Here is an 18,864-nt window from a genome sequence, read left to right on the forward strand (position 1 = left end):
GCGCGGGGACGCGCCCGGAACGATCAGGCCAGGTCGCTCCGCGACCTGAACGGGCAGCTCCGTCCGCGGCACGGTGTCGTCGGTGCAGAGCCGGACGCTGGTCTGTGGGCACCGGGCGCAGGGGCGCGCCCGGAATGATCAGGCCAGGCCGCTCCGCGACCTGAACGGCCTGATCATTCCCACTCGATGGTGCCCGGGGGCTTGCTCGTCACGTCGAGCACGACCCGGTTGACGCCCGGGACCTGGTTCGTGATGCGGTTCGAGATGCGGGCCAGCACGTCGTACGGCAGGCGCGTCCAGTCCGCCGTCATGGCGTCCTCCGACGACACCGGGCGCAGCACGATCGGGTGACCGTAGGTGCGGCCGTCGCCCTGCACGCCCACCGAACGGACGTCGGCGAGCAGCACCACGGGGCACTGCCAGATCTCGCCGTCGAGGCCGGCCGCGCTGAGCTCTTCGCGGGCGATCGCGTCGGCCTTGCGCAGCAGCTCCAGCCGCTCGTGCGTGACCTCGCCGATGATGCGGATGCCGAGACCGGGCCCGGGGAACGGCTGGCGCCCCACGATGACCTCGGGCAGGCCGAGCTCGCGGCCGATGGCGCGCACCTCGTCCTTGAAGAGGGTGCGCAGCGGCTCGACCAGCTCGAACTGCAGGTCCTCCGGGAGGCCGCCCACGTTGTGGTGGCTCTTGATGTTCGCCGTGCCCGTGCCGCCGCCGCTCTCGACGACGTCGGGGTAGAGCGTGCCCTGCACGAGGAACTCCACGTCGGCCGCGCCCTCGGCGCGGGCCTCGAGCACGAGCGCCTCGGCCGCGGACTCGAAGCTGCGGATGAACTCGCGCCCGATGATCTTGCGCTTCTGCTCGGGGTCGGTCACGCCGGCGAGGGCGTCGAGGAACTGCTGCTCGGCGTCGATCGTCACCAGGCGCACGCCCGTCGAGGCGACGTAGTCGGTCTCGACCTGCTGACGTTCGTCTTGCCGCAGGAGGCCGTGGTCGACGAACACGCAGGTGAGCTGGTCGCCGACCGCCCGGTGCACGATGGCCGCGGCGACCGCCGAGTCGACGCCGCCCGACAGGCCGCAGATGACCCGGGCGTCGCCGACCTGGGCGCGGATGCGCTCGACCTGCTCGGCGATGACGTTGCCGCTGTTCCAGTCCGCGGGGATGCCCGCGGCACGGTGCAGGAAGTTCTCGAGGACGGCCTGGCCGTGCTCCGAGTGCTTCACCTCGGGGTGCCACTGCACGCCGTAGAGCTTGCGCTCGTCGCTCGCGAACGCGGCGACCGGGGTGGAGGCGCTCGAGGCGAGCACCTCGAAGCCCTCGGGCGCCTTCGAGACGGAGTCTCCGTGGCTCATCCACGTGGTCTGCGCCGAGGGCTGACCGCCGAGGAGCGTGCTCTCGCCGCCCGTCACGGTCACGTCGGTCGCGCCGTACTCGCGCTCGCCCGTGTGGGCGACCTCGCCGCCGAGGGCCTTCGCCATGGCCTGGAAGCCGTAGCAGATGCCCATGACGGGCACCCCGAGCTCGAGGATCGCCGGGTCGAGGGCGGGCGCGCCCTCCTCGTAGACGCTGGACGGGCCTCCTGAGAGGACGATGCCCACCGGGTTCTTGGCGCGGATCTCGTCGGCGGAGATCGTGTGGGGCACGATCTCGCTGTAGACGTTCGCCTCGCGGACGCGGCGCGCGATGAGCTGCGCGTACTGGGCGCCGAAGTCGACGACGAGCACGGGCGACTGCTCGGTCTGCTGACCGGCGTCGGCCGTCGGGGCGGCGAGCTTCTCGGGCTCGCTCGAGGCGTGCACCTCGGTCTCGGTGGAGTCGGTCACGCGGGGGCTCCCTCGGTCTGGGCGGTGGTGGCGACGAGCTGGTCGTACTGGGCGAGCGCGACGCGGGTCATGCGGTGCTCGACGATGAAGGACAGGAACGGCACGACCCCGCCGAGCGCGATGAGCACGAAGCGCAGGAGGTCCCAGCGCATGATGCTCCACAGGCGGAACGTGGCGAAGAGGTAGACGACGTAGAGCCAACCGTGCGCGATGAGGATCGCCGTCGACAGGTTGAACCCGGACGTGATCGAGTCGACCGGCACGAAGAAGCCGCCCTCGCCGCCGAGCTGCATCTCCATCTGCAGCGGCGTGTACTTGAGCACCATCTCGACCGCGAGCAACAGCAGCATGAACCCGGTGATGTAGGCCGCGATGCGGTAGAACCGCACGGCACCCGGGATCTTCGGGACGTCGCGGGGCCGGGGCTTCAAGGGCATGCGTCGATCCTATCTCGGGGCGGTGACGGGTCAGGAGGCGCGGTCAGGGCGCCGAGGGAGCGGTCGCCCGGGGCAGGTCGGCGGCCTGCCTGGCCTCCTCCTCCGCCTCGGCGGCCTCTTCGTGCTCGCGCTCGAAGCGGTCCTTCACGAGGCGGAACCACAGGAACACCGCGAAGCCCGCGAACACGACCCACTCGATGGCGTAGAAGATGTTCAGCCAGTTGAGCTGCACCTGCGACTCGGGCGCCGGCGCCGTGACGGCCTGCAGCCCGCCGACCGCGGCGTCGGTGACGACGTAGCCGTTGAAGACGCCGGCCTCGAGGTCGGTCCACTCGTTGACGAGCATCGCCGACGAGACGACGGTGACCCGGTCGGCCTCGTAGTCGCTCGTGCTCGGCGACTCGGTGGGCAGGAGGCGCCCGGTCACCGTGACCTCGTCGGTCGGGCCCGGCACGGCGGACGCGGCCTCGCGGGCCTCCTGCTCGGTGGCGCTCCAGCCGAGGGCCACGGGCAGCGAGGCGCCGGTCGCGCCGTCGACCAGGCGACCCACGAGCCACCAGCCGATCCGCCCGTCGTCGACGCGGTCGCCGATCACCATGGTGTCGGCCGGGACCATCGTGCCGGTCGCCGTGACCCGCTGGCCGGCGAGGCGCTCGGGGAACGCGGTCTGCGGCGCGAGCTCGTCGGCCAGGGGCTTGACCGTCTCGGTCTCGACGTTGACCGGCTGCGAGCCCTCGACGCTCCGCTCGATCTGCCACTGCGCGAGCAGGCCGAAGATCGCCGAGACGAGGAGGGCGAAGGCGAGGAGGCCGATCCAGCGCGGGCGACGGGCCACCTGCCACACGGTGGTCGGCAGCGGGTGCCCGTCAGGGTGCCGCCGGACGCGGCCCGGACCGTCGAGGGCCGTGCCCGTCGGGGCGGTCGCGGACTCCTCGGGGCTGCTCATGTCCCGAGCATCGTACCGGCCGGGGTCGCGCCGACCGTGGGCGCGAGCTGTGCGCTGGCAGTGCGCGGGCGCGCGGGCAGTGCGCAGGCGCGGGCAGTGCGCAGGCGCGCGGGCTGTGCGCGGGCGCGCGCTGGACGCGCCGCGTCGTCAGTACTCGGGGTCGCGCTGCCGCGCCGCGCGCTCGCGCTCGGCAGAGCGCTCGAGGTCGGCGTCGCGCCGGAGCTCGGCCTCGTCGTCCCCGACGCCGTCGACCTCGACGTCGCCCGCGTCGCCGGCCGCGAGGGCGGCCTCGACGAGCGCGATCTCCTCCGCGTGCCGGGCCTCGCGCTCCAGGCGGCGCGCCTCGCGCTCGGCCCGCTCGGCGCGCTTGCGGCGACGGAGGACGACGTCGCCGATGCGCTCCGAGTTCGCCGCGAGCAACGGACCGAGCACGGCCATGACCAGCACGTAGAGCCCCGCAAACGGTTGCAACCGGGGGTCGAGCCCGGCCCCGGCCGAGAGGGTCGCCAGGATCAGGGCGAACTCGCCGCGGTTGACGAGGATCACGGCGGTGTTGATGCCCGCCTGCGGACCGAAGCCGTTGAGCCACGCGACGAACTGCCCCGCGAGCACGTTGAGCAGCACCGTCATCCCGACCGCGATCGCCACGACGCCGAGCACGTCGGGGAAGAGCCCCGGGTCGAGCCCCAGCCCGAAGTTGAGGAAGAAGATCGCGCCGAACACGTTGCGCATCGGCAGCGCGAACTGCTCGACCCTGGCCCGGTAGCGGCTGGCGCCGACGATGAGGCCGATGAGGAACGCCCCGATGGCGTCGGTGACGCCGAGCACCTCGCCGAGCCCACCGAAGAGGACCGCGAGCCCGAAGAAGAGGACCGTGAAGAGCTCGTCGTCCTTCGTGCGCATGAGCCGCGACACGACGCGCCCGCCGTACCGCGCCACCGCGAACATGACGATGAGGAAGGTGAACGCGACCACCAGCTCGAGCACCACGGGCAACGGGTCGGTCTCGCCGCTGAGCACGACGGACACGATGGCCAGGTAGATCGCGATGAAGATGTCCTCGACGACGGTGACGCCCAGGATCATCGGGGTCTCGCGGTTCGCGAGCCGGTTGAGCTCGATGAGCAGCTTCGTCACGATGGCGCTCGACGACGTCGCCGTCATGCCCGCGATGATGAGCGCCTCGCGCGTGCCCCAGCCCACCAGGAACCCGAAGAGCAGCCCCACGCCCATGTTCACGGCGATGTAGGTGCCGCCGGAGACCACGAGCTTGCCCGCGTTCGAGAAGAACTCGTCCTGGTCGAACTCGAGCCCCAGGTTGAACAGCAGCAGGATCAGCCCGAACACCGCGATGAGCTCGATGTCGTGGCTGTCGAAGTCGAGCGGGAACCAGCCGACGTTCGGCGACGCGAGCAGCCCCACGACCATGTAGATCGGGATCGAGGGCAGGCCGATCAGCTTGCCCGCCCGGCCCAGCGCGTAGGCCAGGAGCAGCAGGGCGCCGAGGACGATCAGGTCTTCGCCGAGGTGCATGCGTCAGGCGCCCGGCGGCGCGTCGACGACCGCGGTGACCTTCGTGCCCGTGCGGTACCACTGGAACGCCTTCGCGACCTTCTCGGGCGAGCCGGCGACGACGAGCGTGTCGCCCGGGAACACCTTGAAGTCGGCCGACGGCGCCGGGTTGGCGGCCTCGCCGCGGACGACCGCGACGACGGTGAGCCCGACGACGCCCTTCGACGCGAGGTCGCCCAGGGGCTGACCGGCGATGTGGTCGTCGTAGTCGACCGTGAACCAGTCGATGCTGAGGCCGGGGACCTGGTCGAGCGCGGACAGCGACTCGGTGATGCGCGTGCCCCCGAGCAGCTCGGCGAGCGTGTGCGCCTCGTCCTCGCTGAGGCGGAGCGACACCTTGGTGGCATCGTCGCCGTCGGACTCGTCGCTGAACGTGATCAGGTCGCTGTGGCCGGAGCGGTGCGTGATCACGCCGCACTTGCCGCCGTCGGCGGTGATGAACGTGTGCAGGACCCCCACGCCGGGGAGTTTCACGCGGCGGACGTCGGCCATGGTCAGCAGCTCCAACAGGTTCGAGGGACGATCGGCCCAGCCTGGCAGACGGGCGTCGCCCGCCGGTCCGGCGGGTCCGACGAGGTGCACAACGCCGCGGGGCGCGCGGTTGTTCCCGAGCGGTCGGGGCCGGCGGGCGGGCCGGGACGCGCAGGAGGCGCGGTGCGGGGCGACCCGGCACCGCGCCTCCTGCGCGCCTCGCTGCTACTGCCCCTTCGGCTCGTCGCCCGGCGTGCCCGCCGGCTCGACGACCTGCTCGCCGGACTTCGGGGCACCGCCCTGGTCGGCGCCGGCGACCTTCATGTCGTCCTCCTCGAAGCCGAACGTGATGTCGGGCGCCTCGAGCCGCACGCGGTCGGCCGACTCGTCGTCGGGCTGCAGCTGGCTCGCCCGCTCGGCCGCCACGCGCTGCAGGTAGTTCGCGACCTCGGCCTCGGTCTCGTCCTGCGACCAGCCGTGCACCTCGGCCATGAGCCTCGCCGCCACGGGAGCGGCCGACTCGCCGCGGTCCCACGCCTCGATCGAGATGCGCGTGCGGCGCGCGAGGACGTCCTCCAGGTGCAGGGCACCCTCGTGGCTCGCCGCGTAGACCACCTCGGCACCGATGTAGTCGTCGGCACCGGGCAGCGCCTCGGCCAGCTCCGGGCGCTCGAGCACGAGGTCGAGCACCTCGTCGGCCAGCGTGCCGTAACGGTTGAGCAGGTGCTCGATGCGCACCTTGTGCACGCCGAACCGCTTGGCCGTCCTGCCGCGGCGGTTCCAGGCCGCGTGGTACCCCTCGGCGCCGACGAGCGGCACCTCCATCGTCGTGCTCTCGGGCACGCGGCCGTCGAGCGCCGCCGCGGCCTCGTCGATGGCGTCCTCGGCCATGACGCGGTACGTCGTCCACTTGCCGCCCGCCACGACGACCAGGCCGGGCGCCGCATGGGTCACCACGTGCTCGCGCGACAGCTTCGAGGTCTGGTCGGACTCGCCCGCGAGCAGGGGCCGGAGGCCCGCGTACACGCCCTCGACGTCGGCCCTCGTGAGCGGCTGCGCCAGCACCTTGTTGACGTGCTCCAGCAGGTAGTCGATGTCGGCCGCCGTGGCCGCCGGGTGGCCCTTGTCGAGGTCCCAGTCGGTGTCGGTCGTGCCGATCAGCCAGTGGCGGCCCCACGGGATCACGAAGAGGACGCTCTTCTCCGTGCGGAAGATCATGCCCATCGCGGAGTGGATGCGGTCGCGCGGCACCACGAGGTGCACGCCCTTCGAGGCGCGCACCTTGAACTGGCCGCGCTCCCCCACCATCGCCTGGGTGTCGTCCGTCCAGACGCCCGTCGCGTTGACGACCTGCTTCGCCCGGATCTCGAAGTGCTCGCCCGTCTGGTAGTCGTGCGCCTTCACGCCCACGACCCGCTCGCCGACCTTGACGAAGCCCTCGACCCGCACGCGGCTCGCGGCGTGCGCACCGTAGGCCGAGGCCGTGCGCACCAGGGACGACACGTAGCGGGCGTCGTCGACCTGGGCGTCGTAGTAGGTGAGGCCGCCGACGACGGCGTCCTTCGAGAGGCTCGGGATCGCGCGCATCACCTGCGTCTTGGTGAGGTGGCGGTGGTGCGGGACCCCGGGCGGGCGACCGCCGGTCCAGCTGAAGACGTCGTAGAGCGCCATCCCCGCGCCGATGTAGAAGCGCTCGTAGACCGGCTTGCTCAGCGGGTAGAGGAACCGCACCGGCTTGACCAGGTGCGGCGCGAGGCGCTGCAGCAGCAGGCCGCGCTCGATGAGGGCCTCGCGCACGAGGCGGAAGTTGAGCTGCTCGAGGTAGCGGATGCCGCCGTGCACGAGCTTCGACGACCGGCTCGACGTGCCCGAGCCCCAGTCGCGGGCCTCGACGATGCCGACGCTGAGACCACGTGTCACGGCGTCGAGCGCCGAACCGGCGCCGACGATGCCGCCACCGACGACGAGGACGTCGAGCTCGGTGGTCCTCATCGCCTCGAGGGCTGCGGCTCGCTCGTCGGGACCGAGCTTCGAGCTGGTGGACGCGGATGCGGGTGCGGTCGTGACCATGGGGGCCTCCGTGGGTCGTCATCCGGCGAGCGGTGCCCGCCGCGAGCGGGCACCAGCGCCCGCTCGCCCCCCACTCAACGCTACTGGGGCTGGTAAGGGGCCACGACGACCTCGACCCGCTGGAACTCCTTCAGGTCGCTGTAGCCCGTGGTCGCCATCGCGCGGCGCAGTGCACCCATGAGGTTCGCCCGGCCGTCGACCGTCGAGGCCGGTCCGTAGAGGATCGTCTCGAGCGAGCCGACCGTGCCGACCTCGACCCGGCGGCCGCGGGGGAGCTCGGGGTGGTGCGCCTCGGCGCCCCAGTGGAACCCGCCGCCGGGGACGTCGTCGGCCCGGGCCAGCGCGGCACCGAGCATGACGGCGTCGGCGCCGCAGGCGATCGCCTTGACGATGTCGCCCGACGTGCCCAGACCGCCGTCGGCGATGACGTGCACGTAACGGCCGCCCGACTCGTCGAGGTAGTCGCGGCGCGCACCGGCGACGTCGGCGACGGCCGTCGCCATCGGCGCGTGGATGCCGAGGCTCGCCCGCGTGGTCGAGGCGGCACCGCCACCGAAGCCGACGAGCACGCCGGCCGCTCCCGTGCGCATGAGGTGCAGGGCGGCGGTGTAGGTCGAGGCGCCGCCCACGATGACGGGGACGTCGAGCTCGTAGATGAACTTCTTGAGGTTCAGCGGCTCCGTGCTCTTCGACACGTGCTCGGCCGAGACCGTGGTCCCGCGGATGACGAAGAGGTCGACGCCCGCGTCGACGACCGTCTGGTACAGGTCTTGCGTGCGCTGCGGGCTGAGCGAGCCGGCGACGGTCACGCCGGCGGCACGGATCTCGGCGATGCGCGCTGTGACCAGCTCGGGCTTGATGGGCTCGGAGTAGATCTGCTGCATGCGGGCGACGACGTCGGACTCGGGCAGCTCGCGGATCTCGGCGAGCACCGACGACGGGTCGTCGTAGCGGGTCCAGACGCCCTCGAGGTCGAGCACGCCGACACCACCGAGCTGACCCATGCGGATGGCCGTCGCCGGGCTGACGACCGAGTCCATCGGCGCCGCGAGGATCGGCGTCTCGAACTGGAACGCGTCGATGCCCCAGCCGAGGCTGACGTCGCGCGGGTCGCGGGTGCGGCGGCTCGGCACGATCGCGATGTCGTCGAACGCGTGGGCGCGGCGGGCGCGCTTGGACACGCCGATCTCTACCTCAGTCACCCCGTCACCTTAGCGGAGGCGCGCCCCGCGCCCTCGGGCCGGCTCGGCGGGCGAGTTCGTCGTTCACGGTCGCTCGCGCACGCCCGCCCGCGACGAACTGGCCCGGAAGGGCTGGAGGCCCGCCCGCACGAGCTTCTGCCGGAGCGTCTCGAGGTCGCGCGTGTGCGACCACCCCCAGCGGGCGAAGCCCCGCACCTCGTCGAACTCGCGGACGTCGTCCTCCCGTCGCTTCTCGTCGCGCACCACCTCTCGGCCCGTCCGACCGGCCCGCAGCTCGGGATCGTCGTCCTTCGCCGCGCCGTCCGCCTCACCGACGACCCCCTCGTCCGGCCACCAGGAGTCGACCCGGGCGACGAGTCGACCGTCGCGGCAGAACTCGTGCTGGAGTTCCGGATCGGGGAAGCCCAGGCGGCGCACGCCGACCCGGCTGGACGACTCGAGCGGGCTCTGTGCGAGAGGGCTGGCGAAGTCGACGACCGCCTCGACGCGGCGACGTCCACGGTCGGTGCCGCGTCGGTCGAAGTCCTCGAACAGTGCCTCCTTCGCGACGAGCCCGCCGCAGAGCGCGTGGTCGAGCATCGCCACGGCGCGGGCGAACGACTCGGTCAGGGCGACGTCGACGAGCGCCGTCGGCAGACCCACCGTCGGCACGCCGTGCAGGTGCACGACGTCGTCGTCGTCGAGTGCCCGCGCGTGCTCGACGAAACCGTGCTCGCGCCGGCTGCCCCCCGCCTCCGGCACCGAGACGCGGACGTCGCGCGGTGGCGCGCCGAGCAGGGGGCACCCGTGCAGCAGCGCTGCGGAGACGTGGCTGAGGACGACGCGGGACCGACAGGCCCGGACGGCCGCCACGGCCGTCAGCACGTGCCGCGCCTCGACGCCGAGGACGTCCCACTGCCGCCTGGGGAGGACGGCAGGAGGAACGAGAGAGCGGGCGAGTCCGTCGTCTCCGGTCCTCAGCGACGGCCCGGGTACGGCGAACTCGCCCGCTCGGGGCGCGCGCGTCAGCGGCGGTAGTTCGGCGCCTCGACCACCATCTGCACGTCGTGCGGGTGGCTCTCCTTGAGGCCCGCGGCCGTGATGCGCACGAAGCGCCCCTTGGCCTTGAGCTCGTCGATCGTGCGCCCACCGACGTAGAACATCGACTGGCGCAGGCCGCCACCGAGCTGGTGCACGACGTTGGCGAGCGAGCCGCGGTAGGGCACCTGGCCCTCGATGCCCTCGGGGATCAGCTTGTCGTCGCTGGGCACGTCGGCCTGGAAGTAGCGGTCCTTCGAGTACGACGTGTTCTTGCCGCGCGTCTGCATGGCGCCGAGCGAGCCCATGCCGCGGTAGTTCTTGAACTGCTTGCCGTTGACGAAGACGAGGTCGCCGGGGCTCTCGTCGCAGCCGGCGAGCAGCGAGCCGAGCATGACCGTGTCGGCGCCCGCGACGAGCGCCTTCGCGATGTCGCCCGAGTACTGCAGGCCGCCGTCGGCGATGACCGGCACGCCGGCCTCGCGCGCCGCGAGCGACGCCTCGTAGACCGCGGTGACCTGGGGCACGCCGACGCCCGCGACCACGCGGGTCGTGCAGATCGAGCCCGGGCCGACGCCGACCTTGATCGCGTCGGCGCCCGCCTCGGCGAGCGCCTGGGCACCGGCGCGGGTCGCGACGTTGCCGCCGATGACGTCGATGTGCCCGAAGGTCGGGTCGGCCTTGATGCGACGGATCATGTCGAGCTCGCCGGCGCTCTCGCCGTTGGCCGTGTCGACGACCAGCACGTCGACCCCGGCGTCGCGCAGCGCGCAGGCGCGGTCCCACGCGTCGCCGAAGAAGCCGATCGCGGCACCCACGCGGAGGCGGCCCTCGTCGTCCTTCGTGGCGTTCGGGTACTTCTCGCTCTTGTCGAAGTCCTTGACGGTGATGAGCCCGCGGAGCTTGCCGTCGGCGTCGACGAGGGGCAGCTTCTCGACCTTGTGCTGCGCGAAGATCGCGACCGCCGTGTCGGGGTCGACGCCCTCGGCGGCGGTGATCAGCGGCGCCTTGGTCATGACGTCGCGCACCAGCGTGGTCGGCATCTCGAAGGTCGAGACGAAGCGCATGTCGCGGTTGGTGATGATGCCGACGAGGGTGCCGTCGGCCTCGACCACGGGCAGGCCCGAGACGCGGAACTCGCGGCAGAGCGCGTCGACCTGCGCGACGGTCGCGTCGGGCGAGGTCGTCACGGGGTTGGTGATCATGCCCGACTCGCTGCGCTTGACCTTGTCGACGTGGGCCGCCTGGTCGTCGATCGACAGGTTGCGGTGGATGATGCCGATGCCGCCCTGGCGGGCCATGGCGATGGCCATGCGCGACTCGGTGACGGTGTCCATCGCGGCGCTGAGCAGCGGCGTGGCGACCCTGATGCGCTTCGTGAGCCGCGACGAGGTGTCGGTCTCGCTCGGGATGACGTCCGTCCGGCCCGGCAGGAGCATGACGTCGTCGTAGGTGAGTCCGATGAATCCGAACGGATCCGGCTGGTCCATGGGTCCCCTTCGAGTGCGCGAGGTGTGGGTGGGTGAGCACCGGATCGCCGTCGACTGCCGGTGCTCGATCTTAACAGGCGGCGGCCCCGCGGCATTCCGGGCGCAGGAGGCCCACCCGGCCCCGGCGGGCCGCCGACGGTCACGAAGGGGTCACGACACGACCCCCGCCTCGGCGCCGGTGTCGCGCGGGGAGCGCCTCATGGTGCACGATCGACCAACCCGACCGCGTGCCCGCCCCGAAACATGCGCGACACAGAGTCGAGTTACTGTCAACGACGACGACGCCCCAGTGGCAGCCGAGGGCCGATCCTCGACTGGGTCGCGCCCCTCCAGGAGGTTCCATGAGACTCTCGACGCCACCCCGGTACCGACCACGGTCGCGCCGTCCACTGCTCACCGTCGCCGCGGGCCTCCTGCTCGCGCTCGGGGCCACGACCGCCGCCACGACGTTCGCGCCACAGGCCGCCGTCGCGGCGCCGGCCGAGGCCTGCGTGCCCGACGCGACCACCGGCTGCCTCCAGGGCACCGTGAACGGCGACGACGGACCCGCCAGCGGCGTCGAGATCACGGCGACCGGTCCCGGCGGCGTCGCGGAGACCGCCACGACGGGCGACGACGGCCGGTGGAGCATCGCCGTCACCGAGGCCGGCAGCTACACCGTCACGGTCGACCCCGACGGGCTGCCCGAGGACCTCTTCCTCGTCAACGCCGACCAGCCCGAGCGCACCGTGAACGTGAACCTCGGCGCCTCGGCGGCCGCGCTCTTCGCGGTCACCGCAGAACAGGGGGCGACGACCGGCGAGCAGGCCTCCGGGTTCAACTGGGGACAGTTCGCGCAGCAGTTCGCCAGCGGCATCCGGCTCGGCCTGCTGCTCGCCCTCGCCGCCATCGGCCTCTCGCTGATCTACGGCACCACCGGGCTCAGCAGCTTCTCGCACGGTGAGCAGGTGACCCTCGGCGGGCTCCTCGCCTACTCGTTCACCTCCGTCGGCGTGCCCCTGGTCCTCGCCGCCGTGCTCAGCACCGTGATCTGCGCGGCCACCGGGTTCCTGCAGGACCTCGCGATCTGGAAGCCCCTGCGCAAGCGGCGGCTGAGCCTCACGCAGCTCATGATCGTCACCATCGGCCTCTCGATCGCCCTGCAGTACGCGTTCCAGTACTTCTACGGCGCGGGCACCGTGCGCATCAGCCGCGACAACCCCGAGACGGTGACGTTCCTCGGCATCACGCTCACGGTGCAGTCCTACGTGGCCATGGGCATCTCGATCGTCGTGCTCGTCGCGACCGGGCTGTTCCTGCTCAAGACCCGCACGGGCCGCGCGACGCGCGCGGTGAGCGACAACCCGGCCCTCGCCGCCGCCTCCGGCATCGACGTGGACCGCATCATCCGCCTGGTCTGGACCCTCGCCGCCGGCCTCGCCGGGCTCGCCGGCGTCATGCTCGGCCTCGTGCTCAACGGCGTCAACTGGATGACCGGCCTGCAGATCCTGCTGCTCATCTTCGCGGCCGTCACGCTCGGCGGTCTCGGCACCGCCTTCGGCGCCCTCGCCGGCTCGATGATCATCGGCATCGTCGTCGAGCTCACGAACATCTGGCTCCCCGGCGACTTCAAGTACGCCACGGCCCTGCTGATCCTGATCCTGATCCTCGTGTTCAGGCCACAGGGCATCTTCGGACGCAAAGAACGAGTGGGCTGAGGAGCTCCGACATGGACTACGTCATCGAACTGCTGCGAGCCCTCTCCGCCGAGGCCCTCGCCCCCACGACCGCGGCCTTCGCGATCGCGGCCATCGGCCTCAACATCCACTTCGGCTTCACCGGGCTCATCAACATGGGCCAGGCCGCGTTCCTGCTGCTCGGCGCCTACGGCTTCGCGATCTCGATCGAGAGCGGGCTGCCCTTCGGCCTCGCGATCCTCGTGTCGCTGCTCTGCGCGCTCGTCTTCGCGCTCGTGCTGGGCGTCCCCACGCTCAAGCTGCGGGGCGACTACCTCGCCATCGTCACCATCTGCTCGGCCGAGATCATCCGCTTCGTGGGCAGGTCGAGCATCCTGACGGACGTCACCGGAGGCTCGAACGGCATCACGGGGTCGAGCTACCGCGACCCCTTCACGGCCCTGTCCCCGCTGCCCGACGGCCGCACGACCCTCCTGTGGTTCACCTACGACAACAACGGCGTCAGCGGCTGGTGGATCAGGATCGTCGGCTGGAGCATCGTCGCACTGCTCTGCGTGCTCGTGTACCTCCTCAACCGCAGCCCCTGGGGCCGCGTGCTCAAGGGCATCCGCGAGGACGAGGACGCCGTGCGCAGCCTCGGCAAGAACGTCTACTCGTACAAGATGCAGGCCCTCGTGCTCGGCGCGCTGATGGGAGCGCTGGCAGGGATCGTGTACGTCCTGCCCTCGTCGGTGCAGCCCGACAGCATGGGCAGGTCGATGACCTTCTTCATCTGGACGGCCCTGCTGCTCGGCGGCGCCGCCACGGTCTTCGGCCCGGTGCTCGGCGCGATCCTGTTCTTCGTCGTCCGCCTGCTCGTGCGCACGCTCGCCGGCGACTTCATCCCCTCGAGCATCATGAACGGCCAGCAGGCGGAGCAGTTCTCCTACGTGCTCGTCGGCGTCGCCCTCATGCTGCTGATCATCTTCAGGCCCCAGGGCATCCTCGGAAAGAAGAAGGAGCTGGCGTTCAGTGTCTGAGACCACGAGCACCACCGGCAGCAGCCCCGTCGGGGGCCGCGCCCGCCGCGACGGCTACCACTACGACCGCGCGGCCCTCCGCGCCGAGCTGGCCGGCGTGGCCCGCGAGGCCGGCTCCGCGAAGCCCGACCCGATCCTCACGGTCGACTCCGTCACCCGACGGTTCGGCGGCATGACCGCCGTCGACGTCGATCACGTCGAGGTGCAGCGCGGTGCCATCACGGCCCTCATCGGGCCCAACGGAGCCGGCAAGACCACGTTCTTCAACCTCCTGACCGGGTTCGACAAGGCCTCGAGCGCCCCCACCGCGTTCAAGCGCAGCGGTCCCGGCGTCGCGACCTGGACGTTCGACGGCCGCGCCATGGGCAACGTCGGGGCCGCGAGGGTCGCCCGGTCGGGCATGGTGCGCACCTTCCAGCTCACCAAGGCCCTCTCGCGCCTCACGGTCATGCAGAACATGCTGCTCGGGGCCACGGACCAGCCGGGCGAGAACTTCTTCGTCGCGATCGTGCCGCCGCTGTGGAAGAAGCGCGAGCGAGAGATCGAGGCGAAGGCCGAGGAGCTGCTCGCGCGCTTCAAGCTGCTCGAGAAGAAGGACGACTTCGCCGGCAGCCTCTCCGGCGGCCAGCGCAAGCTGCTCGAGATGGCCCGCGCCCTCATGAGCGACCCGGCGATGATCATGCTCGACGAGCCCATGGCCGGCGTGAACCCCGCGCTCACGCAGTCGCTGCTGGGGCACATCCAGAGCCTGCGCGACGAGGGCACGACCGTGCTCTTCGTCGAGCACGACATGCACATGGTCCGGCACATCTCCGACTGGGTCATCGTCATGGCCGAGGGCCGCGTCGTCGCGGAGGGCCCGGCGGACACCGTCATGGACGACCCGGCCGTCATCGACGCCTACCTCGGCGCCCACCACGACACCGACCTCGGCGACGACTCGCTGCTCACCGACGACGCGATCGACGAGCTCGAGCAGGAGGTCGCCCAGGAGGACGCGGCCCGCGCCGGCGAGCACGGCACCGACCGCGAGCACGGCACCGACCGGGAGCACGGCACCGACCGGGGCGGCGTCGCCGGGCGCGACCTGCCCGGCCGGCCCGACCCCTCCTCCCCGACCGCGACGAACGCGGCCGACGCCCAGCAGAGCGGAGACAAGGCATGAGCGCCGACACCACGACCAGCGCGCACCCCGGCACCGAGCGGTTCGCCGGCACCGAGCCGATCATGCGGGCCTCCGACCTGGTGGCCGGCTACCTGCCCGGCGTGAACATCCTCAACGGCTGCGACCTCGTCTGCTACCCCGGCGAGCTCATCGGCATCATCGGGCCTAACGGCGCCGGCAAGTCGACGCTGCTCAAGGCGCTCTTCGGGCTCGTCCGGATCCACTCGGGCTCCGTCACGCTCGGCGGCACGGACATCACGAACCTCAAGGCGAACAAGCTCGTCCAGGCGGGCGTCGGGTTCGTGCCGCAGACGAACAACGTGTTCCCCTCGCTCACCATCGAGGAGAACCTGCAGATGGGGATGTTCCTGCGCCCCAAGGCGTTCTCCGAACGGCTCGAGGTCATCTACGACATCTTCCCGGTGCTCGGCGAGCGTCGCGGCCAGCGGGCGGGATCGCTCTCGGGCGGCGAGCGCCAGTCGGTCGCCATGGCCCGCGCGCTCATGATGGACCCCAAGGTGCTGCTGCTCGACGAGCCCTCCGCGGGCCTGTCGCCGGTGCGCCAGGACGAGACGTTCATCCGCACGCGCCGCATCAACAAGGCCGGCGTCTCCGTCATCATGGTCGAGCAGAACGCGCGCCGCTGCCTGCAGATCTGCGACCGCGGCTACGTCCTCGACCAGGGCCGCAACGCCTACTCGGGCACCGGCCGCGAGCTCGCCGACGACCCCAAGGTCATCGAGCTCTACCTCGGCACCCTCGCGAAGGACGTCGACGGGCACTGACCGCCGCCGCCCGTCCTCGGAGCCCCGCCCGCGCCTCCTGCGCCGGCGGGGCTCCGTCGTGGGGGGGGCAGGGGGCGTGGGGCGTCGCGACAGGCGCGACGGCCGTGGGGAGCGGCGCGGGCTGCGGGAGCGCTCAGGAGGCCTGGGGCCCGCCCGGCAGGAGGCGCGCGCCCGGCAGGCGGGCGGGCCCGGCGAGCGGGCGGCCGGCGGGCGCGCGGGCCCGGCAGGCGGGCGGGCGCCCGGCAGGCGGGCGGGCCCGGCAGGCGGGCGGGCCCGGCAGGCGGGCGGGCCCGGGCGAGGGCGGTCTGGTCGCGTTCGGCGCCGGACGCGACCACCAGAGCCCGACACGCCGACGCGCGGGCTCCGGCCGCGACGGAGGACGCGCCTCCTGTCGCCTTTTCCGCCGAGAGCGCCTGCGGGCACGGGGCAAGCGGGCAGGCGGCTGGACCCAGCGGGCGCGCGGACGAGCGGGCCCGCGCGAGGGCCGGTCTGTCGCGTTCGGCGCCGGACGCGACCACCCGGGCCCGACACGCCGACGCGCGGGCTCCGGCCGCGACGGAGGACGCGCCTCCTGTCGCCTTTTACGCCAGCTGCACGGGCGGGCGGGCAGGCGGGCGGGCGGGCAGGCGGGCGGGCAGGCAGGCAGGCGGGCAGGTGGGGCGGGTGGACCCGGCGGGCACGACGGAGGGCCCGGCAGGATCGCTCCTGCCGGGCCCTCGGGGGTGTGCTGCCGGGGGGCTACTGGACGGCGCCCTCGATGCCCGAGGTGTAGACGGGCTTGTTGTCGGCGTCGAAGGTGTAGACGCCGATCTGGGCGCTGGACGGGTCGTTGTTCTCGTTGAACGGACCGATGCCCGAGACACCGCGGTAGTCGATCGCGTCACCGGCGTCGAGGGCGGTCTTGCACTCGGCGAAGGTCGAGCACTCGGTGCCGCCGTCCGCACCGGAGACCGCGGCCATGTTGGCCTGGATCGTGCCGGCGTCGGTGCCGCCGCCCGCCTCGGCGGCGAGGGCGGTGAGGATCACGGCGTCGTACGACTCGGCCGCGTAGGAGAAGTCCGTGAGCTCGGCGCCCTCCGACTCCTGGTACGAGGCGACGAGCTTCGCCTGGAACTCGTCCCCGGCGTCGGCACCGGGGATCGTGCCCTTGGCGCCCTCGAGGGTGCCGGGCTCGAAGTCGCCGCTGTAGTCGGCCGTGTTGCCGTCGGACATGTAGACCTTGCTCATGTCCCAGCCCGACGCGAGCAGCTCGGGCACGATCGACGCGGTCTCGTCGAAGGCGAGGATCACGATCGCGTCGGGGTCGGCCGCGGTGGCCGCCGAGACCTCGGACGAGAAGGTGGTCTGCCCGGGCGGGAACTCCTGGCCCTGACCGGTGCCGCCGTAGACGACCTGGCCGCCGGACGCCTCGACGGACTCCTGCACGGCGTCGCGCAGGCCCGTGCCGTAAGTGTCGTTGAAGACGATGAACGCGACGTTCGCGTTGCCGTCCGCGACGATCTGCTGACCGAGCGCCGAGCCCTGCACCGAGTCCGGCGGCGCGGTGCGGAAGTAGTACGACGAGTAGCCGCTGAGGTCGGCCGCCGTGTTGGCGGGCGAGATCTCGACGACGCAGTTGCTCGTGAGCTGGTCGACGACGTTGAGCGTGACGCTCGACGACTCGGCACCGACGACGACGGGCACGCCCGCGTCGATGAGCTCGGTCGCGGCGTTCGACGAGACGCTCATGTCGTTGCTGTCGCCGGAGTCGGTGGGGGTCGAGATCTCGGCGGGCTGGTCGAGCACGCCTCCGGCCTCGTTGATGTCGAGGATCGCCTGGTTGACACCGGCGATGGCGGGCGGGCCGAGGTAGGCGAGCGTGCCGGTGAGGGGCAGCATCGTGCCGATCGCGAAGGGATCGGTGCTCTGCTCGACGGAGCAGTTCGCCGCCGGGTCGGCCTTGGGCGTGGCGGAGCCCTCGGTCCCGCCGCCGCCACCACCGCCGTCCGACGACGTCGTCGAACAGGCGGCGAGCAGGACGGTGGTGGCACCCGCGAGGGCGAGTGCCCGGAGGGCGGTGCTGGATCGGATCATCCGTGGAACCCTTTCTGGACGGCGGTGTCGGGGGCGTGCCGGTGGCGACAGGCCGACCGCGTTGCAGATGAACCTAGGGCCGGATCGTTTCGGGCGTGTGTCCCGACCGTCACCGAACCGTTTCGTTGTGATTTCGTGACAAAGCGAGCCGTCGTCGCTTCCGCTCGCCCCGCCCGGCCCGGAGCATGTCGACCGTGAGCACGACGAGCGCGACCCAGACGATGCCGAAGCCCGCCCAGCGCGCCGCGCCCATGGGCTCGTGCAGCAGCACGACGGCGAACGCCAGCTGGAGCACCGGGGCGAGGTACTGGGTGAGCCCCAGCGTGCTCAACGGCAGCCGTCGCGCGGCGGCGGCGAAGCTCAGCAGGGGCACCGCCGTGATGACCCCGGCGCCGACGAGCGCGAGGGCGTGCGCCCAGCCCTCCCGGCCGAAGGTCACGCCGCCGTCGACGCCCGTGACGCCCAGCACGACGAGCGTCGCCGCCGCGACGGGGGCGAGCCAGAGCGTCTCGAGGGTGAGGCCGCCGACCGCGTCGACGCGCCCGCCGACCTGCTTCTTGACGAGGCCGTAGGCACCGAAGCTGAACGCGAGCACGAGCGACACCCACGGTGGCCGGCCGTAGCCGATCGCGATGACGAGCACGGCGACGACGCTGAGGCCCACCGCTCCCCACTGCAGGGGCCGCAGGCGCTCGCGCAGCACGAGCACGCCGAGCAGCACCGTGACGATCGGGTTGATGAAGTAGCCCAGCGCCGCCTCGACGACGTGCCCCGCGAGGGTCGCGGCGATGAACGTCGTCCAGTTCACGACGATGAAGGCCCCCGCGGCGCCGAGCCGGAGCACCGTGCGGCGGTCGCGCAGGAGGCCCGCGAACGACCGCCACGCCCGCGTGGCCGTGAGCAGCACGGCGCAGAAGGCGAGCGAGAAGAGGATCCGCCAGGCGACGATCTCGAACGGCCCGGACGGTGCCATCAGGAGGAAGTACGCCGGCAGCACGCCCCACATGCCGTAGGCCGCGACGGCGAAGCCCAGGCCGGCACCGGAGGCGGCGGGCGCCCCCGCGGGACCGGTGACGGGCGGCAGGGTGGCGGGGTCGGGGCTCTGGCTCACCCGC

15 protein-coding genes are annotated in these 18,864 nt (G+C 72.2%); 4 read left to right on the forward strand and 11 right to left on the reverse strand.

The features are described from left to right. Positions 1-173: 173 nt before the first annotated feature. From guaA to guaB, 9 genes are all read right to left on the reverse strand, one after another. Complete coding sequence (gene guaA / locus ACYVHQ_RS08960) at positions 174-1,727, reverse strand: glutamine-hydrolyzing GMP synthase (RefSeq protein ID WP_460512578.1); 1,554 nt, start codon at positions 1,725-1,727, stop codon at positions 174-176. Between the two features lie 95 nt (positions 1,728-1,822). Beyond that, positions 1,823-2,263: a DUF3817 domain-containing protein gene (locus tag ACYVHQ_RS08965; protein WP_460512214.1), complete on the reverse strand. Its 441-nt coding sequence runs from the start codon at positions 2,261-2,263 to the stop codon at positions 1,823-1,825. Between the two features lie 43 nt (positions 2,264-2,306). Further along, positions 2,307-3,209, reverse strand: coding sequence for an SURF1 family protein (locus tag ACYVHQ_RS08970; protein WP_460512216.1), 903 nt, complete (start codon positions 3,207-3,209; stop codon positions 2,307-2,309). A 147-nt stretch (positions 3,210-3,356) separates the two neighbouring features. Continuing rightward, a complete protein-coding gene (locus ACYVHQ_RS08975) occupies positions 3,357-4,742 on the reverse strand; it encodes a cation:proton antiporter (RefSeq protein WP_460512218.1) in 1,386 nt (461 codons plus the stop codon). A 3-nt stretch (positions 4,743-4,745) separates the two neighbouring features. Further along, positions 4,746-5,273 carry a cation:proton antiporter regulatory subunit gene (locus tag ACYVHQ_RS08980; RefSeq protein WP_460512220.1) on the reverse strand — a complete coding sequence of 176 codons (528 nt, stop codon included), beginning with the start codon at positions 5,271-5,273 and terminating at the stop codon, positions 4,746-4,748. A 204-nt stretch (positions 5,274-5,477) separates the two neighbouring features. Then, the gene (locus ACYVHQ_RS08985) at positions 5,478-7,322 is read right to left on the reverse strand and encodes a glycerol-3-phosphate dehydrogenase/oxidase (protein WP_460512222.1); all 1,845 of its coding nucleotides are present in this window, start codon (positions 7,320-7,322) and stop codon (positions 5,478-5,480) included. A gap of 80 nt (positions 7,323-7,402) precedes the next feature. Continuing rightward, entirely contained in the window at positions 7,403-8,524 is a 1,122-nt protein-coding gene (locus ACYVHQ_RS08990; protein WP_460512224.1) for a GuaB3 family IMP dehydrogenase-related protein, read from the reverse strand. A gap of 63 nt (positions 8,525-8,587) precedes the next feature. After that, positions 8,588-9,388, reverse strand: a complete 801-nt coding sequence (locus ACYVHQ_RS08995) for a hypothetical protein (RefSeq protein ID WP_460512226.1) — start codon at positions 9,386-9,388, stop codon at positions 8,588-8,590. A gap of 140 nt (positions 9,389-9,528) precedes the next feature. Next, positions 9,529-11,031: an IMP dehydrogenase gene (guaB, locus tag ACYVHQ_RS09000; protein WP_460512228.1), complete on the reverse strand. Its 1,503-nt coding sequence runs from the start codon at positions 11,029-11,031 to the stop codon at positions 9,529-9,531. A 341-nt stretch (positions 11,032-11,372) separates the two neighbouring features. Here guaB and ACYVHQ_RS09005 point away from each other — a divergent pair, with 341 nt between their 5' ends. From ACYVHQ_RS09005 to ACYVHQ_RS09020, 4 genes are all read left to right on the forward strand, one after another. Then, positions 11,373-12,728 (forward strand): branched-chain amino acid ABC transporter permease, encoded by a 1,356-nt coding sequence (locus tag ACYVHQ_RS09005; protein WP_460512230.1) that lies wholly within the window; start codon positions 11,373-11,375, stop codon positions 12,726-12,728. 11 nt (positions 12,729-12,739) lie between these two features. After that, positions 12,740-13,726, forward strand: coding sequence for a branched-chain amino acid ABC transporter permease (locus ACYVHQ_RS09010; protein ID WP_460512232.1), 987 nt, complete (start codon positions 12,740-12,742; stop codon positions 13,724-13,726). A gap of 88 nt (positions 13,727-13,814) precedes the next feature. Beyond that, complete coding sequence (locus ACYVHQ_RS09015; RefSeq protein WP_460512580.1) at positions 13,815-14,891, forward strand: ABC transporter ATP-binding protein; 1,077 nt, start codon at positions 13,815-13,817, stop codon at positions 14,889-14,891. A 62-nt stretch (positions 14,892-14,953) separates the two neighbouring features. Next, a complete protein-coding gene (locus tag ACYVHQ_RS09020) occupies positions 14,954-15,676 on the forward strand; it encodes an ABC transporter ATP-binding protein (protein ID WP_460512582.1) in 723 nt (240 codons plus the stop codon). Between the two features lie 738 nt (positions 15,677-16,414). Here the strand turns inward: ACYVHQ_RS09020 and ACYVHQ_RS09025 are convergent. After that, positions 16,415-17,749, reverse strand: coding sequence for an ABC transporter substrate-binding protein (locus ACYVHQ_RS09025; protein ID WP_460512234.1), 1,335 nt, complete (start codon positions 17,747-17,749; stop codon positions 16,415-16,417). A 109-nt stretch (positions 17,750-17,858) separates the two neighbouring features. Then, positions 17,859-18,755 (reverse strand): EamA family transporter RarD, encoded by an 897-nt coding sequence (gene rarD, locus ACYVHQ_RS09030; protein ID WP_460512584.1) that lies wholly within the window; start codon positions 18,753-18,755, stop codon positions 17,859-17,861. Positions 18,756-18,864: the final 109 nt, after the last annotated feature.

It is taken from the genome of Frigoribacterium salinisoli (genome assembly GCF_054781095.1).

Excerpts from the sequence above, each read along its gene's own strand:
- guaB (WP_460512228.1), bottom strand. The coding sequence starts at position 11,031 with ATGGACCAGCCGGATCCGTTCGGATTCATCGGACTCACCTACGACGAC.
- rarD (WP_460512584.1), bottom strand. The coding sequence starts at position 18,755 with ATGTGGGGCGTGCTGCCGGCGTACTTCCTCCTGATGGCACCGTCCGGG.
- ACYVHQ_RS09010 (WP_460512232.1), top strand. The coding sequence starts at position 12,740 with ATGGACTACGTCATCGAACTGCTGCGAGCCCTCTCCGCCGAGGCCCTC.
- ACYVHQ_RS09005 (WP_460512230.1), top strand. The coding sequence starts at position 11,373 with ATGAGACTCTCGACGCCACCCCGGTACCGACCACGGTCGCGCCGTCCA.
- ACYVHQ_RS08985 (WP_460512222.1), bottom strand. The coding sequence starts at position 7,322 with ATGGTCACGACCGCACCCGCATCCGCGTCCACCAGCTCGAAGCTCGGT.
- ACYVHQ_RS08965 (WP_460512214.1), bottom strand. The coding sequence starts at position 2,263 with ATGCCCTTGAAGCCCCGGCCCCGCGACGTCCCGAAGATCCCGGGTGCC.
- ACYVHQ_RS08975 (WP_460512218.1), bottom strand. The coding sequence starts at position 4,742 with ATGCACCTCGGCGAAGACCTGATCGTCCTCGGCGCCCTGCTGCTCCTG.
- ACYVHQ_RS09020 (WP_460512582.1), top strand. The coding sequence starts at position 14,954 with ATGCGGGCCTCCGACCTGGTGGCCGGCTACCTGCCCGGCGTGAACATC.
- ACYVHQ_RS09025 (WP_460512234.1), bottom strand. The coding sequence starts at position 17,749 with ATGATCCGATCCAGCACCGCCCTCCGGGCACTCGCCCTCGCGGGTGCC.
- ACYVHQ_RS08970 (WP_460512216.1), bottom strand. The coding sequence starts at position 3,209 with ATGAGCAGCCCCGAGGAGTCCGCGACCGCCCCGACGGGCACGGCCCTC.
- ACYVHQ_RS08980 (WP_460512220.1), bottom strand. The coding sequence starts at position 5,273 with ATGGCCGACGTCCGCCGCGTGAAACTCCCCGGCGTGGGGGTCCTGCAC.